Source organism: Emticicia agri (assembly GCF_004168285.1).
Classification (GTDB): Bacteria; Bacteroidota; Bacteroidia; order Cytophagales; family Spirosomataceae; genus Emticicia; species Emticicia agri.
Genome location: NZ_SEWF01000020.1, coordinates 1 through 17,003, shown reverse-complemented (window position 1 = coordinate 17,003; position 17,003 = coordinate 1). Strand labels below are relative to the sequence as shown.

18 protein-coding genes are annotated in these 17,003 nt (G+C 38.5%); 14 read left to right on the top strand and 4 right to left on the bottom strand.

Features of this window, described 5'->3' with window-relative positions; all coding sequences use genetic code 11:
• Window positions 1–12 precede the first annotated feature (12 nt).
• From EWM59_RS14360 to EWM59_RS14345, 4 genes are all read right to left on the bottom strand, one after another.
• Window positions 13–897 carry an ROK family protein gene (locus EWM59_RS14360; protein WP_130021716.1) on the bottom strand — a complete coding sequence of 295 codons (885 nt, stop codon included), beginning with the start codon at window positions 895–897 and terminating at the stop codon, window positions 13–15.
• A gap of 111 nt (window positions 898–1,008) precedes the next feature.
• On the bottom strand, window positions 1,009–1,362 hold the full coding sequence (locus EWM59_RS14355; RefSeq protein WP_130021714.1) for a four helix bundle protein: 354 nt from the start codon (window positions 1,360–1,362) through the stop codon (window positions 1,009–1,011).
• A gap of 124 nt (window positions 1,363–1,486) precedes the next feature.
• Window positions 1,487–2,266: an SDR family NAD(P)-dependent oxidoreductase gene (locus EWM59_RS14350; protein WP_130021712.1), complete on the bottom strand. Its 780-nt coding sequence runs from the start codon at window positions 2,264–2,266 to the stop codon at window positions 1,487–1,489.
• Between the two features lie 240 nt (window positions 2,267–2,506).
• Window positions 2,507–3,343, bottom strand: a complete 837-nt coding sequence (locus tag EWM59_RS14345; RefSeq protein WP_130021710.1) for a M48 family metallopeptidase — start codon at window positions 3,341–3,343, stop codon at window positions 2,507–2,509.
• A 241-nt stretch (window positions 3,344–3,584) separates the two neighbouring features.
• Between EWM59_RS14345 and EWM59_RS14340 the strand changes: the two genes are divergently transcribed.
• From EWM59_RS14340 to EWM59_RS14275, 14 genes are all read left to right on the top strand, one after another.
• Window positions 3,585–4,211, top strand: a complete 627-nt coding sequence (locus EWM59_RS14340) for a fumarylacetoacetate hydrolase family protein (protein ID WP_130021708.1) — start codon at window positions 3,585–3,587, stop codon at window positions 4,209–4,211.
• Window positions 4,212–4,566: 355 nt separating this feature from the next.
• Window positions 4,567–6,606: a M23 family metallopeptidase gene (locus EWM59_RS14335; RefSeq protein WP_130021706.1), complete on the top strand. Its 2,040-nt coding sequence runs from the start codon at window positions 4,567–4,569 to the stop codon at window positions 6,604–6,606.
• The gene (bcp, locus tag EWM59_RS14330; RefSeq protein ID WP_130021704.1) at window positions 6,545–6,994 is read left to right on the top strand and encodes a thioredoxin-dependent thiol peroxidase; all 450 of its coding nucleotides are present in this window, start codon (window positions 6,545–6,547) and stop codon (window positions 6,992–6,994) included. Before EWM59_RS14335 ends, bcp begins: the two co-directional genes overlap by 62 nt.
• A 14-nt stretch (window positions 6,995–7,008) precedes the next feature.
• Window positions 7,009–7,830, top strand: coding sequence for a DUF1295 domain-containing protein (locus EWM59_RS14325; protein ID WP_130021702.1), 822 nt, complete (start codon window positions 7,009–7,011; stop codon window positions 7,828–7,830).
• A 386-nt stretch (window positions 7,831–8,216) separates the two neighbouring features.
• Entirely contained in the window at window positions 8,217–9,089 is an 873-nt protein-coding gene (locus EWM59_RS14320; protein ID WP_130021700.1) for a transketolase, read from the top strand.
• A gap of 7 nt (window positions 9,090–9,096) precedes the next feature.
• Window positions 9,097–9,684 carry a Uma2 family endonuclease gene (locus EWM59_RS14315; protein WP_130021698.1) on the top strand — a complete coding sequence of 196 codons (588 nt, stop codon included), beginning with the start codon at window positions 9,097–9,099 and terminating at the stop codon, window positions 9,682–9,684.
• Entirely contained in the window at window positions 9,681–10,670 is a 990-nt protein-coding gene (locus tag EWM59_RS14310) for an AAA family ATPase (protein ID WP_130021696.1), read from the top strand. Before EWM59_RS14315 ends, EWM59_RS14310 begins: the two co-directional genes overlap by 4 nt.
• The gene (locus tag EWM59_RS14305; protein WP_130021694.1) at window positions 10,664–11,242 is read left to right on the top strand and encodes a hypothetical protein; all 579 of its coding nucleotides are present in this window, start codon (window positions 10,664–10,666) and stop codon (window positions 11,240–11,242) included. The genes EWM59_RS14310 and EWM59_RS14305 overlap by 7 nt, the downstream gene beginning before the upstream one ends.
• A 16-nt stretch (window positions 11,243–11,258) precedes the next feature.
• Window positions 11,259–12,215 (top strand): transketolase family protein, encoded by a 957-nt coding sequence (locus EWM59_RS14300; protein ID WP_130021692.1) that lies wholly within the window; start codon window positions 11,259–11,261, stop codon window positions 12,213–12,215.
• Window positions 12,216–12,404: 189 nt separating this feature from the next.
• Window positions 12,405–12,971: an RNA polymerase sigma factor gene (locus EWM59_RS14295; protein WP_374755949.1), complete on the top strand. Its 567-nt coding sequence runs from the start codon at window positions 12,405–12,407 to the stop codon at window positions 12,969–12,971.
• Between the two features lie 102 nt (window positions 12,972–13,073).
• Window positions 13,074–13,811 (top strand): hypothetical protein, encoded by a 738-nt coding sequence (locus EWM59_RS14290; protein WP_130021690.1) that lies wholly within the window; start codon window positions 13,074–13,076, stop codon window positions 13,809–13,811.
• A 33-nt stretch (window positions 13,812–13,844) separates the two neighbouring features.
• The gene (locus EWM59_RS14285; protein ID WP_130021688.1) at window positions 13,845–14,273 is read left to right on the top strand and encodes a hypothetical protein; all 429 of its coding nucleotides are present in this window, start codon (window positions 13,845–13,847) and stop codon (window positions 14,271–14,273) included.
• Window positions 14,274–14,398: 125 nt separating this feature from the next.
• Window positions 14,399–15,640 carry a pyridoxal phosphate-dependent aminotransferase gene (locus EWM59_RS14280; protein ID WP_130021686.1) on the top strand — a complete coding sequence of 414 codons (1,242 nt, stop codon included), beginning with the start codon at window positions 14,399–14,401 and terminating at the stop codon, window positions 15,638–15,640.
• Window positions 15,641–15,976: 336 nt separating this feature from the next.
• Window positions 15,977–16,966 (top strand): transposase, encoded by a 990-nt coding sequence (locus tag EWM59_RS14275; RefSeq protein WP_130021068.1) that lies wholly within the window; start codon window positions 15,977–15,979, stop codon window positions 16,964–16,966.
• Window positions 16,967–17,003 lie beyond the last annotated feature (37 nt).

The window sequence follows — 17,003 nt, the reverse complement described above, 5'->3', positions numbered from 1 at the left end:
TTAATTAGATTTTTATTTAGTTAGTACAAAACTGGCAGCACCAATGGCTCCGGCCATATCGCCAAAATAGGCCTGCGCAATTTCAGTTTTTTTATTTCCCGGTTTCCACTCATATAAGTCCATAAAAGCTGCCAATGGCTCAAAAAGGGAGTTTTCAGCTAAGGTTATACCCCCGGCCAGCACTATCATTTCAGGCGATAGCAGATTGGCAACAGAACTGATGGCAATAGCCAGTTTTCTGACTGACGAAAGCCACAAATAAGAGGCAAAGTAATCTCCTTTGCGATAAGCCTCTACTAATTCCCAGGTAGAAGTAAATCTGCCATGACTTCTTTTTTCTATGGAATAATTGCCAATGGCATATTCAAGACTACCAACCATTCCTACAATACTTTGCGTTTCTTCATGAGCATTCAACGAAATATGCCCGAGATGTCCTGCCATTTGCGAAAGTCCCTGATACAATTGCCCATTGATTAAGATACCACCGCCAACACCTGTGCCTAAAGTGAGTAATACCACATTACGTTTATCTTTGGCTACTCCGAATTTTGCTTCTGCCATTAATGCGGCATGGGCATCGTTCAGCACATAGGTAGCATCGCCCAGATACTCACCCCACATAAAATTCTCTAACCCTTTCAGTCTGTTAGGCAGGTAGGCAATACATTGGTTCTGCTCATTCGGTAAGCCGGGTGCTGATAAGCCAATGCCTAAAACAGGTTGTTGGAGATAATTTTTCAGATACTCTACCATTTCTTTCACATTTTCCCGCCAGGAGCCATCTTCAGTATCCTTCGTCGGAATATAATGTTGCTTCAATACCTCTCCATTTTGGTTGATAATCAACCCTTTAATGTTTGTACCACCGAGGTCTATTCCAATAACATATGACATTTCTTATTGTCGATTTTCGATTGCAGATTGTCGATTGATTGTCGATTTTCGATTGCAGATTGTCGAATGTGCGTTTAATTCGACAATCTGCATTGAAAATCGACAATCAATTCACTTGTTTTTTCTCGCTGTTATAGCCGATGCTGAAAAAATTGCTAATAATTCACTAGCTTCTTTCATTAAATCATGCAAAAGACCGTCTTCTACTATTTTTCCCTCTATTAACAATTCCATCCAGAATATAGACTCGTCTGTTTCTTCCTCTGCTATATGTATTTTATTAATAAAATCTGCTTGTGATTTAGCACGGCAGGCTGAACGATAATTTGCCCCAACCGAAGTACCTGACCGCAGCAACTGTTTTCCAATCACATCAGCTACTTTATCTGCTGGTAAAGCCCGTACTAATCTGATAACTCTTAAAGAAAACTGCTTCGTACGGCTCTTTAATTCAACAGAATTCATTTGTATGATAGTTTATTGGTAGTTTATACTTATTTTTTATTGTCGAATGTCGATTGCAGATTGTCGAATTAAAATGCACATTCGACAATCAATTGACAATCTGCAATTGAAAATCGACAATTGACTAATATTGCCCTTCACTCACACCCCATCCACCATCAACAAATAAAGCCTGCCCAGTCGTAAATTTTGAACCATCAGACATAAAATACACAGCTGCTCCATCTAAATCGCTTACTTGTCCATTTCTGCCCCCATCCAAAGGTTGCTTGGTTTTCACAAAATCCATGATTACCTCGTCTTTAGAAGCCCTTTGAGACATAGGAGTTTCTACCAGAGCCGGAGCCAAAACATTTATACGGATATTATCAGGCGCATAGTAAGCAGCAATAGATTTAGAAAAACCAATAATAGCCGCTTTAGTAGCCGCATAAGCATGGGTAGAAAAATATTTTGGCGAAGGCGAAACACCCAGCACCGAACCCATGTTCAGAATAGTACCGCCTTTACCTAAAGCTAAAAATTTACGGATTGCCGCCTGATTGGATAGCATCAGACTTGTAAGATTCAGTTCAAAGGTTTTATTCCAGCCCTCTAAAGATATTTCATGCAATGGGCCATCGCCAAACTTTCTACCGCTTCCGCCTGCTACATGGTATAATCCATCGAATCCCCCAAAATCATTAATAGCTAAGTCAATAGCCTTATTGGGTGTATCAGGGTTGGCGGCATCACCACTCATGGCATGGGCGTTTTCACCTAATTCTATTTCAGCCGCCACACAGCTTTCAGGATTTCGCCCTACCACTACAACCTTTGCTCCATTTTTCACAAAGGCTTTGGCAGCCGATAATCCTAAGCCGGTAGTACCACCTATAATCACTATTTTTTTGTTTTTTAACATACTTCTCTATCCATTTGGCAATTCACTCGTCCAACTTGTCTATACAAGCAAAAGTAAGCAAAGAAAAAATCTTTACAAATTTTTTTTATAACGATTGAACGGTTCGTTGTTACGGAAATCGTCTATAGCTACTATTAAATCAATTCCTGATAATAATACACAAACAAAAGAGGCACTGATTACAAAACCAGTACCTCTTTATATTATGATTGACCCGTTGTTATAGAAACCGTTTATCTATTATTTTCTACTTGCGTAAGTAGTATAGTATTTCTGTGCTTTGGACATTTTCTTTTGCAAATCTGCAATTCTATCTGCATCTGTAGGGTGGGTAGAAAGTAATTTCGGAGGTTTTGATGAGTTTTTACCAGCCTCTGCCATTCTTTGCCAGAATGCTACTGCATTCTGCGGGTCATAACCTGCCATTGCCATAAAAATCAATCCCAATTCATCAGCTTCTGACTCCTGCTTACGGCTGTTAGGCAATACATAACCCAAAGTGGTACCTACCCCCAAAACTTGTCCTACCAACTCCATTGTTTGCTGATTTCCTGTATAAACTCCTGCGCCAATTGCACCCAATTGTGTAATTCCCTGTGCTGCCATTGCCTGACTCATACGCTCACGACCGTGGCTGGCAATCGCATGGGCTACCTCGTGCCCCATTACTACGGCTACACCTGCCTCATCTTTACAAATCGGCAAAATTCCTGTATAGAAACAAACCTTACCGCCGGGCATACACCAGGCATTTACTTCTTTGCTTTGCACTAATTTGAATTCCCATTGATAACCATTAATAATATGGCTCAGGTTATTCTGAATCAGATAGTTTTCTACAGCAGTTTTAATTTTGTTTCCTACCCTTGCAATCATGGCAGCATCATTATTACCGACAGATACTACCTTAGACGTATCCATAAAGCCTTTATATTCGGCAAAACTCATCTGAATCATTTGTTCGTTCGAAACCAAGCCTACAAACTGGTTACGACCAGTAAGCGGCACTTTCTGACAAGACCAAATAGATACAAACAACAAACAAGCAGCTACAGAAGATTTTAATAAGGTTTTCATTGTATTTATTAAATTAAGTTCTTGATTGTATTAGACGTTAATAGTTGAGAATATAACAAAATCACAAATATTTATTTTCAGATAATGTCTAAAAAATCAGACCACTATCTGTGAGTGAAGTATGAAAAATACCTATTTTTGTGAAATTTTGTGAAATTTTTCGACTTTTGAGTGCCTCAAAAGTAAACAAAAATTACCTAACTCAAACCAAAATCTGAACTTTAGATACAGCATATATCGTATGAAAATTATCGCAATTGGCCGGAATTACGTAGAACATATTAAAGAATTAAATAACGAACGCCCTGACGAACCTGTTATATTTACAAAACCGGATACAGCTATTCTGAAAGACGGGGAGCCTTTTTACTACCCTGATTTTTCGCAGGATATTCATCACGAGGTAGAAATATTGCTTAAAATCAACAAAATGGGTAAAAATATTGAGGAAAAATTTGCTCATAAATACTACGATGAAATTGGTATAGGCATAGATTTTACGGCGCGAGACCTGCAATCGAAACTGAAAGCCAAAGGTTTACCCTGGGATTTAGCCAAAGGATTTAACGGTTCAGCACCTATTTCGAATTTTGTACCTAAATCGAAATTTACTGACCTCGCCAATCTGAATTTTCATCTGGATGTAACAGACGCTAACGGTGAGACACAAACTCGTCAGCAAGGCAATACTTCATTAATGCTTTTTTCGTTTGATTATATTATCTCGTTTGTTTCAAAGTATTTTACGCTGAAAACAGGAGATATTATTTTTACAGGTACCCCTTCAGGCGTTGCTCCAGTAAAAACAGGCGATAAGCTAACCGCCTTTATAGAAGGAAACAAGATGCTTGAATTTGAAGTAAAGTAAGATTTTAAAAAATAAAATCTGGCAGGAAAAGCTGAATCAGGTTAAATGCCTTTATGGAAATAGATGGCTTAACCCCTATATAAAACTGTAAAGCTGATTTCTACTTTTCAGATTGTTCTTGTAGCAGACTGCCTTTTCATTTTTATAAGAACAATCTCTATAAAATAGAGTTTACTGATTTAAAGAAGACTTGTTCAAAGATTCCAAAATAACCCCGTCTTAACCCTTCCGCAAGGCATCCGCCCAAACGGTTTCAAAAGCCCCTCACCCCAGCAATGGGGAGAGGGGCTGGGGTGAGGGGTTAAGACATATCCACCCAAACCCTTACAAATACGTGAAGAATACTGATAAGTCCATGATTATCACAAGAGTTTTAAGTGCTATCTTATTAATAGTGTATTTAATCTCCGATACCTCTCTTAACCTTTCTTATGCACAGAGAGAACCCGGTCAGGCAGCTAAGGAACAATACCCGAAAGGATACTTTATGTTTCCGATACAGCCGGGCAAACAGGCATCTCTGTCAGGTGGTTTTGGCGACTTACGTACCAATCACTTTCATGCAGGGCTTGATATTCGTACAGGTGCCGTAGAGGGTTATAATGTATATGCAGCAGCCGATGGGTATGTTTCGCGCATAAGAGTGATGCGTGGTGGCTATGGGAATGTTTTATACATCACCCATCCAAACGGCTACACTACTGTATATGGGCACTTAAAAAACTACAATACTGCCATTGAGGCATATCTGCGCAGACGTGAATATAGCCAGAAAGTATGGGAAATAGAGCTGACACCCAACCCTAATGAACTGAAAGTAAGAAAAGGCGAAATTGTGGCCATTTCCGGTAATACGGGTGCATCGGGTGGACCTCATTTACATTTTGAGATTCGTGATGCCCTGGAAAATGCGATTAATCCGATGAAATTCGGTTTTCCTGAAATTCAGGACTCGCAGGCTCCTGTCATAGAACGGGTAATTCTGAAAACCCTAAACGCCTATTCACGTGTGAATGGTGAATTTGGCAGGGTATCTATGGCTCCCAAACGTTCGGCTTCCGGTGAATATATCTTACCCAATATTGTAAAAGCACAGGGTATTATAGGCTTAGAACTTAATACCTATGACCGTAGCCAGACCTCACCTTTCCGTATGGGTATTACTGCTTTAGAAGTAGAAGTAGATGGCAAGAGTACCTACAAACTGAATCTTGAAAAAATGCCTTTTGATGTTTCCAAAGACATTAATGTACATATTGATTACGATATTTCGCAAACCGACGGTGTGCGTATTCAGAAATGTTATGTAGCCGATGGTAACCGGATTTCTGTTTATGAAACCGATAAAAATAAAGGGAGAATACTTATCAGTGATAATCAACTGCATAGTGTATATGTGCGTGTGAAAGATACCTATGGTAATACTTCAGTTCTGACATTTTCTATTCAGGGAGAAGCGCCCATTTTGCAGGAGAGTGAAGGAGAAACACCTTTGGCGGAAGAAAGTAAATTTACCGGCAATATAGCTACTTCTATTACCGAAAATACGCTCGCTATCAGAGCCAAAAACACCAAAGCGCCCTTTGCTGTTGTGCAGAACAAGGGTGTACCTACCAAAGTACCTTTATCTTATGTAGGCAATAAAGAAGCCGTATACCTATATGACTTAAACAAAGGAATTGCAGATTTTGCACAGGTAGATAACAGTTCGGCACTTATTGGCATTAAAAAAGAAATATTGCCGCAAATCGGGCAGTTTTATACCGAGCCTAACCTGCGTATCGATTTTAATAATGCCGTATATGATACCCTTTATCTGACTACAGGCATGAGTGGCAATCGTTTGACCATCAATACACAGAGAATTCCTCTGAAAGATAATATAACGGTTCAATGGACACCCTCGGGTGTGTCTATGTCGCCTAAAACGGGGGTATATGATGTAAGTAACGGCCGTTCGTACTTAGGTGGTGTCTGGGTCGGTAGTGCCATTCAGTTTAAAACCCGTCGGTTAGGCAGTTTTATGCTCTTTACCGACAATGAAGCTCCCTCCGTTCGTCCGGCTCGGTTAGATTCCTCTTATCTGAGTTTTGTTATTTCAGATAATCTGTCGGGAATTAAATCTTTTAATTGCTTTGTGGATGGCGAATGGGTATTGATGGATTATGAATATAAAAATGGCAGAATATGGTCTATTAAGATCGATGAAGAACGAATGTTTGGTGGAGATTTGAAATTAGAAGTAGTAGATAATGTGGGCAATGTAGGTACTTATCAGGTAAATCTGGATGAGTATTTTAAACAAAAACAAGTACAAAAATCGAAAAAGAAACATGCACCTGCACGTAGGAAATCCGGTTCCGGAAGTAAAAGCAAAAAATCAAGACGGCGTTGAAATTGACCTGAATGATTATAAAGGCAAAAAAATAGTTTTATTCTTTTATCCGCAAGATGGCACCCCTACCTGCACGGCAACAGCTTGTAATTTAAGAGATAATTATGAGGCACTGATAGCCAAAGGCTATACCGTTTTTGGCATCAGTCCTGATAATGAAGCGAGACATCAGAAGTTTATAAAAAAGCATAACTTACCTTTTGATTTACTAAGTGACCCCGACCATCAAGTGATGGAAAAATTCGGGGTCTGGGCAGAGAAAAAATTATGGGGGCATGTACACATGGGTGTTCTGCGTACTACTTTTATTATTGACGAAAATGGAATTATTGAAGAGATTATCTCAAAAGTCAATGCTAAAAACCATGCCCAGCAGGTGTTGAAATAAATTATTTCATAATAATGGCACGCATCATTCTATTAGTGGTGGCTATAGCCATAGCAGTCTTCCTGTTTTTTCAACCCTTTCCGTTCGGACAAGGCTTAGTCGTTATTATGTCATGTCTCACAGCACTCTGGTTGCTGAGCATAGTCCTCAAAGATTCAAGCATTATTGATATTTTCTGGGGAATGGGTTTCGTGATTACAGTATGGTTTTATCGTTACACAGGCGGTTTGATTGATACCCGTTCATTCATTTTCTGTAGCATTGTTACCATCTGGGGTTTACGCCTGAGTATCCACTTGGCTATCAGAAACATCGGCAAAGGAGAAGACTATCGTTACCGGGAATGGCGCAAGGAAAACGACGAAAACTGGTGGTGGGTGTCATTTTTCAGGGTTTTCTTATTACAAGGAATCCTGCTCTGGATTATTTCATCAGTCTATGTCCCTGCCTTATCTTCTGAATTTAATACCTTACAAACCCTCGATTATATAGCTATTGGCGTTTGGTCAACAGGTTTCATTTTTGAAGCCGTTGGCGACTGGCAACTCACACAATTCAAGAAAAATAAAGCCAATAAAGGAAAAGTATTACAGACCGGACTCTGGTCTCGTACACGTCATCCCAATTATTTCGGCGATGCAGTGCAATGGTGGGGCTATTTCCTTTTTGCTTACACCAATCAACAATATCTCTACGTTTTTAGCCCACTGTTAATGACATTTCTGCTCATGCAGGTTTCTGGCGTAACTCTATTAGAGCAAAAACTGACTGAAACCAAACCGCAATACGCCGATTATACCAAGCGTGTTCCTGCCTTTTTTCCAAAATTGTTTTGATATTTCACTCCAGTTCGGTGAATGAATTCACCGGCTAAGATAACAAAGGAATTTTTCTATTTGTGTCCGACTCAAGTCGGCACTGTATAATAATTATACCGTTGTTATTTTAGCCAGCCAATTCTATTCGCTGACACGAGCCTAACAACGAGGAGGATTCTTTTAAATTTCATTAAAATAGCCGAATGCAATGGCTTAATTAGCATCGAAATGCTTTACTAAATCCTCATTTGCACCCATAAACCCTAAGTTTAACCATATTCTTTATTTAAAAACCAAGATGTATTATGTACTTTTGCAAAAATTAATACAACAACCACATTTTTAACATTTTCTAAACTACCTTTGTATTAATTGTTTTTTTGACACTTAATAAATCTTTTTAAATGCAAAACCAAGAACTACAAGCAATTGCGGTACAAGTACGCCGGGATATTGTTAGAATGGTGCATGCCTGTCAGTCCGGCCATCCGGGTGGCTCTTTAGGTTGTACCGATTTATTTGTTGCCCTTTATTTTCAACAAATGAAAATTAACAACCGCAAAGGTAAAGACACTTATCTATCATTTAATATGGACGGAAAAGGTGAAGATCTATTCTTTCTTTCAAACGGACATATTTCTCCGGTGTTTTATTCAACTTTAGCTCGTAGAGGGTATTTCGATGTAAAAGAACTGGCAACTTTCCGTAAAATTAATTCAAGACTACAAGGACACCCTACTACACACGAGCACCTGCCAGGTATTCGTATAGCTTCAGGTTCATTAGGCCAGGGGCTTTCGGTAGCTATCGGAGCAGCTTTAGCCAAACGCCTGAATGGTGATAAAAACTTAGTGTATTGCTTAATGGGTGATGGTGAGCAACAGGAAGGCCAAGTATGGGAAGCCGCACAGGCAGCCCCTCACCACAAAATAGATAACCTGATAGCAATCATAGATTTGAACGGACAGCAGATTGACGGCCCTACTGAAAAGGTGATGAGTAACCGTGATTTGAAAGCCAAATATAAAGCTTTCGGTTGGAATGTAATGGAAATCAAAGACGGCAACGATATGACCCAAGTAGTAGCCGGATTGCGTAAAGCTAAACGTCTGACAGGCAAAGGGCAACCGATTATGATACTCATGAAAACCGAAATGGGTGCCGGAGTAGATTATATGATGGGTAGCCACAAATGGCACGGTGTAGCTCCTAACGACGAACAACTACAAACAGCACTGAATCAATTGGTAACAACCGGGACTATTGGGGATTATTGATTAAGACATGACAATCACAAGCATTGAACAACTTGATTTTTCTAAGCGATACAGCTATGCCGATTATTTAAAATGGCAGATAAGCGAGCGTTTGGAATTAATTAAGGGATATATTATGCGAATGTCTGCTCCGTCACGGGAACATCAGAAACTTTCATGGAATTTAGAAAGGGAAATGGATAAATATTTTTACGGAAAACCCTGCGAAATATACCATGCTCCTTTCGATGTCAGACTTCCCCGCCTCAATGAAAGAAATGACAAAGAAGTATATACAGTTGTTCAACCGGATATTTGTATCATTTGTGATGAATCCAAGTTAGACAAGCGTGGCTGTATTGGTGCTCCTGACTTGATTATAGAGATTCTTTCTCCCGGCAATACCAAAAAGGAAATGAAAGAGAAATTTGAGGTATATGAAGAAACTGGAGTAAAAGAATATTGGATGGTAGATATGGCTGAAAAAATAGTGCTGCTTTATTCCCTCAACGAACAAGGCAAATACGTCGGGCATCGTCCATTTATTGAAGACGAAACTTTGCACTCTATTATTTTTCCTGATTTAAATATTGATTTAACCAGAGTATTTGCTTGAAAATAAAGTCCTTAAATATTAAAAACTTCAAATCTATTGTTGATATAACCATCAACGAGCCGAATCCTTTTACCGTTTTTGTAGGCCCTAATGGAAGTGGAAAATCTAATATTTTTGAGGCTTTAGAGTTTGTAAGAACATTTTCATTGTTTGGTGCCACTTATGGGAATAGAAGAACTCAAGCCATTTCAACCCAAGTAATTGATAGTTACGGAGGAAAATCTAATGTTTTTAATTTTAACGATAATATTAGCCCAATCTCAATTCAAATTATTGAAGAATCAAAAGACATTAAACTCGTACTTGACTCTGATTTAATAATTAAAGAAAGTAATTTTATTGATATAAACAACAATATTTTCAATTCATTTTCAAGATTATTTTTAGGAAAACAAATCGACAAAGTAAAAAATGTTGGAGACAATAGATTAAATAATTCTTGGAACTCCTCTGAAAGTAATCTTGAAAAAGTACTAAAAAGAGTTCTTGAAAATGAATGGGATAAGAAAGAAATAATAGAGTGGCTTGAATTATTTATTCCCGAATTTAAAGATGTAGAAGTACGTAAAAGTGAATTTAGTAGTAACGAAGAATTACTGATTTATCAAAAACATTACGATAAACCTTTCAATAAAGAACTAATTTCTGATGGCACATACAACATTCTTTGCTTACTGACAGCAGTTTTTCAATCTGATGAACCTCAATTTCTTTGCATTGAAGAGCCTGAAAATGGCTTAAATCCAAAGGTAGTTAAAGAGTTAGTAAATTTCTTTAGAGATGCCTGCGAAGAGAAAGGTCATTATATATGGCTAAATACTCATTCTCAAACATTGGTTTCTCAATTGCGAGAAGAGGAAATGATAACTGTTGATAAGATTAATGGTGAAACAAAAATAAAACAATTTAAAGAGGGTGATTTTTATGGGATGCCTGCCGATGAAGCATTATTAACTAATGCCTTAGGAGGTGGCTTACCTTGGTAAAAGTAGGTTTCATATGTGAAGGTGATGTAGAGAAAATCTTAATTGAATCACCTGATTTTCAAAACCTTTTAAAAAGGCTTGACTTAGAATGTATAAAACCAATAATAAATGCAACAGGTAAAGATAACTTACTACCTCATCGGATTTTAGAGCATAGAGAGAATTTAAAGGATAAGCAAGCAGAAATTATAATAATTATCACTGATTTAGACGATTTATCTTGTATTACCTTAACTAAGCAACGGATAAAACCTTTAGAAAATGAAATCATTATAGTTTCAGTAAAGCAAATCGAATCTTGGTTTTTAGCTGACTCAGAATCAATGAGTACTCTCTTTAAACAAAAATATTTTTTTGAGTTTCCGGAACGGGAAATGATTCCATACGAAACAATAAGACGAGAATCTTTGAGAATACGAGAGCAGGGCTTCGGCAAAAATGCAAAACTTAAGTTTGCGGCTAAATATATCAGAAATGGCTTTTCCATCGAAAACGCCGCTAACCACCCTAATTGCCCGAGTGCCAGATATTTTATAAACAAATTACAATCATTAAGTAAAATTCATAGCTAACGATTAATCAGCGTTTATGACAAAATACACATTCACCGAGAAAAAAGATACACGTTCAGGCTTTGGTGCGGGTATGACCGAATTAGGCAGAACTAACCCCAATGTTGTAACCCTTTGTGCCGACCTTGTAGGGTCTCTCAAAATCGATACATTCATTAAAGAAAATCCTGAAAGATTTATCCAGTGTGGTATTGCCGAAGCTAACATGATAGGTGTAGCTGCCGGATTAACCATTGGCGGTAAAATTCCATTTGCTACGACTTTCGCCAATTTCGGTTCAGGCAGGGTTTACGACCAGATTCGTCAGTCGGTAGCTTATTCAGATAAAAACGTAAAAATAGCGGTATCTCATGCAGGTCTTACTTTAGGAGAAGACGGTGCTACGCACCAGATTCTTGAAGATTTAGCGATGATGCGTGCCATGCCGAATATGACGGTTATCAACCCTTGCGATTTTAACCAGACCAAAGCCGCTACCATTGCTGCCGCCAACTGGAAAGGCCCTATTTATCTGCGTTTTGGTCGTCCGGTAGTACCTGTTTTCACAGCACCTGACCAGAAATTTGAAATAGGCAAGGCATGGATGGTAAGCGAAGGTAAAGACGTAACTATTGTTGCTACAGGCCATTTAGTCTGGGAAGCTATTCAGGCTGCCGAAATATTGGAAGCACAAGGCATCAGTGCCGAGATTCTGAATATACATACCATTAAACCTTTGGACGAAAAAGCTATCTTAAAGAGCGTTCGTAAGACTAAATGTGTGGTTTCTTGCGAAGAACATCAGGCCAATGGTGGTTTAGGTGATGCAGTGGCACAAACGTTGGCGCAGAATTTTCTGGCACCACAGGAATATGTAGCTGTAAACAATTCATTTGGTGAATCTGGTACACCAGCCCAATTGATGGAAAAATATGGCCTTTCAGCAAAAAATATTGTTGAAAAAGCCTTAAAAGTGATTCAAAGAAAACAATAAAACAGATAGGTTGTTTTAAGAGTTATGCCGCGCGGCGGCCGCCTCACCCCGTGCGACGTCCGCTCTAAATCTCCCTCTCCTGAAAAAGAAGCGGACGCCGCGCAGAGGGAGACTTTTAAGCCCCTCTCCCTCAGGAGAGGGGTTTGGGGTGAGGTGAAAACTCACATAAATCAACCAATTTTCGGTAAAATGCAGATTTCAGACCAGGAGTTAGTTAGTTTAATCATAGAACCGGATAAGCGTCAGAATGCGTTTGAGTTACTGCTTAAAAAATATCAGCAGAAAATCTATTGGCATATACGTAAAATGGTGATTGCCCATGACGACGCCGACGATGTAGTGCAGGAAACCTTTATCAAGGTTTGGCAGGGTCTCCAAAACTTCAGAGGCGATGCACAACTATATACCTGGATATATAGAATTGCCACCAACGAATCTTTAAACTTTCTTCAAAAGAAACGTCGTCGCAACCACATTCCTCTTGAAACTGAATCAGAAGATAGTATGGATTTGCTCAATACGCTCGAAAGTTCAATTTCGCAGGATTATATTTCGGGCGATGAGATTCAGCTAAAACTCCAAAAAGCCTTGCTTCAGTTGCCCGATAAACAACGGTTAGTATTTAATATGAAATACTACGATGATATGAAATACGAAGACATTGCCGAGATAACAGGCACTTCTGTAGGGGCTTTGAAAGCCTCCTATCACCTCGCTGTGAAAAAAATTGAAGATTTTTTAAATAAAGATTCATAATTTTTTAAACCTTTTAAAAATTAACTTGTCAAAAAAACAATTAATCAGTTAAAAGGCTAAAAAAGAGCAGGATAACAACACTACCCGGCTCTCCGTAGTAGTATGAAAGAGATAATCAACATAGAAAAACTTTCCAAAGTAAACGTATTTAAAGTACCCGAAGGTTACTTCGATACTTTGTCTATGTCTATTCAGGAAAGAATCAGATTCTCTGAGGAGCCTGTTGTGAATTTCGGCAAAAAACAAAACTTTGGTGTTCCGGAAAATTATTTCGATACACTTTCATCAAGAATCATGAATCGGATTGCCGGTCTTGAAAAACAGGAAATCAGGTTAGAAAACTTACCTAAAGTAAATGTTTTCAAAGTTCCGCAAGGTTATTTTGAAAATACCGAAGAAAGCATCAGAGCACAGGTAAGGGTTGAGAGCATTGAACGTAAAAATATTTTTGAAGTTCCTGATGGATACTTTGACGAATTAACTGGTCGTATTCTGAGCAAGACACAGCAGGAAACGAAGGTTATTCAGGTAAACTGGTGGCAGAAAGGCCGAACCATGTGGGCAGCAGCAGCAAGTATTGTATTGTTGATTGGGTTGGGTTTTGCCGTGCCGCAGTTTAGTCAGTCAGATTCAGAAGCAGCATTTGAATCATTGAGTAAAGAGGAGATTAACAGCTATCTGGCAACGCAGGATTTGGGTAATCTGGAATACGAAGCCATCACTACCAATACTGCTCCATTGCCAAAAGAGTTTGAAACCAAGATGATAGATGATTTGAATATCAATAAGAAAGATATTTTAGAACATCTTGAAAGTCAGGATATTGAAGAAGATATATAGTGTGCTATGGCACTAAAGATAAAACCAACAGTTATGAAACAATTAATAATTATCATTTTAGTCATCCCGATGTTTTCGTTCTCGCAGAACAGACAAGGGTTTAATGGTGAGCGATTCGAGAAAATACAAACTGCTAAAATTGGCCTGATTACTGAAAAACTAAACCTTACCACAGAACAGGCACCGCAGTTCTGGTCGGTCTATAATGAGTACCAAGGCAAGAAATTTGACCTCAGAAGAAGTATGAAAAGAACTTTGGACGAAGCTAATTCGCTGACAGCCTCTGACGATAAAATCATATCATCACATCGTCAGACACTGGCTATCAAAAAGAAAGAGATAGAATTAGATGAAGAATATATGGCGAAACTACTGAAAACCATTTCGCCCAAACAATATGCAGAATTAAAACGCACAGAGCAGAATTTCAATAAAAAACTGATAGAAAAACTGCGCGAATAGTTTAAAAGTTAGATAATTGGTATAAAAAGGTCGGGATTGATTGCATCTCGGCCTTTTTTGTGTTTTTTTGTCATTGTAACGCATAAATTTTAATTAATTTTGCACACATTTTTATCCATAAGCGTATGCAACAGCCAATAAATAAAAGCAATCGCCTCAATAACCTGAGTTATGCTATCCGTGGGCCTGTCTTCGAAAAAGCACAACAACTGGAGGCAATGGGGCAAAAAATTATCAATCTCAATATTGGTAATCCTGCGCCATTTGGTTTTGACGTTCCTGATGAAATTATATATGATATGATTATGAATATCCGCAATGCACAAGGGTATTCACATCATTTAGGTATTTTTCCTGCCCGCAAGGCTATTATGCACTATACCCAGCAATTAGGCATTCATGGCGTAACTATCGACGATATTTTTATCGGCAATGGTGTAAGCGAATTAATTGTAATGACCATGCAGGCTCTATTAAATGAGGGTGACGAAATACTTCTCCCCTCGCCCGATTATCCGCTCTGGACAACCTCAGTGGCACTTTCAGGCGGTAAACCTGTGCATTATATCTGTGATGAGGAGTCAGACTGGAACCCTGATTTAGACGACATCAGACGAAAAATCAACCGCAAGACTAAAGGTATTGTGTTAATAAATCCGAACAATCCGACCGGAGCAGTATATAGTAAGGAAGTACTGGAAGGCATTGTAAAAATGGCAGCCGAGCATAACCTGATTATATTCTCTGACGAGATTTATGATAAAATTCTGTATGATGGAAATAAGCATATACCCGTTGCTACTCTAAGCGACGATGTATTTATTATGACCTATGGCGGCTTATCTAAAAACTATCGTGCGGCTGGGTTTCGTGGAGGTTGGGTAATTCTGAGCGGAGCAGTGCATAAGGCTAAATCATTTGTCGAAGGTTTCAATCTATTGGCAAGTATGCGCCTGTGTGCCAATGTGCCTACCCAATATGCTATTCAGACAGCTCTCGGGGGGTATCAGAGTATCAATGACCTGGTAGCACCTGAAGGACGATTATGCAAACAACGTGATTTGATTCATTATAAAATGACCGATATTCCGGGCATTACCTGTGTAAAGCCTAAAGGTGCTTTGTATTTATTCCCGAAAATTGATTTACGTAAATTCTCGTTCAAAGATGACGAACAGTTTGTTTTTGATTTATTGTCTGAACAAAAAGTGCTCGTTGTTTCTGGAACAGGCTTTAATTATATTAAAAACGACCATTTCCGTATCGTATTTCTCCCGTCTGCCGAAGAACTCGAAACTGCTTCTAATCGTATCCGTTATTTCTTAGAAGGCCATCGGGTAAGGGTAGATGAAATGGAGATGGCGTGAGAATCATTGAGTGGTTTAGTGATTGTGTGATTAATGGTGAATTAGTGAATAGTTAAAAATTAATCTTTAGCTCAAATATTCGCCATTCATGATTCACTATTAAAACAATCACTAAATCGTAGTATTGCAAAGTCGGAATAAAATTTGGTTTATAGTTAAGATACAATAAAATTAAGACACGGTTAAGTTGGTCATATTGACGCTAAATTGGTAAAATATATCTGGAGTGATGCTAATAGCCAACTTACCCACTTCATGCGATTATGGACAGTTCACTGGGACATAGATCTCTTCAAACGATGATGTTATAAGCATGAAATAAACTATTTTAAAACAATGACTATAAACAAACAGTACATAGGTATCGATGTGGGAAGCCATGAGTTAGTCATCGCTCAGGGCTTAAGTCAAGCTTCATCCAAATTCATCAAACTTCCTGTACAAACTATCGACAATACTATAGAAGCTATCAATCAGTGGATTGAGACACTTGGTGAAAATGTACATATTATTTTTGAACAAACTGGTACTTATAATCTTCCATTAAGCTATGCTTTAACGCTTCATGAGATTACTTTTAGTGTAATCACTCCAAGCCAAAGCAAAGGGTTTGTCAAAAGTATGAAAGTTACTCATCAGCATGATGGAGTGGATGCAGCCTTATTAAGCTTGTATGGAGCCAATTATCAACCTGCTCCCACCAGTATCGAAGATGAGCATTTGCATCATCTCAGACAAAAAAGGAAACATTTATCCACTTTAATGACTCAGAAACAAGCCTATGAGAATCAACTTCATGCCTTGTCTTTTGACCCAAGAGCTGACAAGTTAGTCATTGAAAGTTTAGAATTATTGCAAATGACCTTGCAAATACAAATCACTAAATTTAAAGAGGAACTCTTTACTTTAGATGATGACCAACATAAACACTTGTTTGGTTTAATCAAATCAGTAGTGGGTATCGGTGATGCCTCTGCCAATGCTTTGATTATCGCCAGTGATGGGTTTAAGAACTTTAGCAATGTCAAGCAAGTACTTAAGTTCTTAGGAATTGTTCCCATCGAAAAACACTCCTCCAAAAGTGTACACAAAAACTATGGGCTGGCTAAAACCGGACTGGGTTATGTCAGAGCGATTCTTTATATGGCTGCCCGAAGTGCTAAAAAATATAACCTGGCCTGTGTGGCTGTTTATCAAAGGCAAAGAGCCTTGGGTAAAGCTCACAAAGTCGCTATGATTGCCGTGATGAACAAATTAATCAGACAAGTTTTTGGGGTGGTTAAAAACCAAACCTTGTTCGTCAATGATTTTGAGTTTGCCAAATAATATTTCGACTTTTTATTGACTTTTAACACAGTTCATC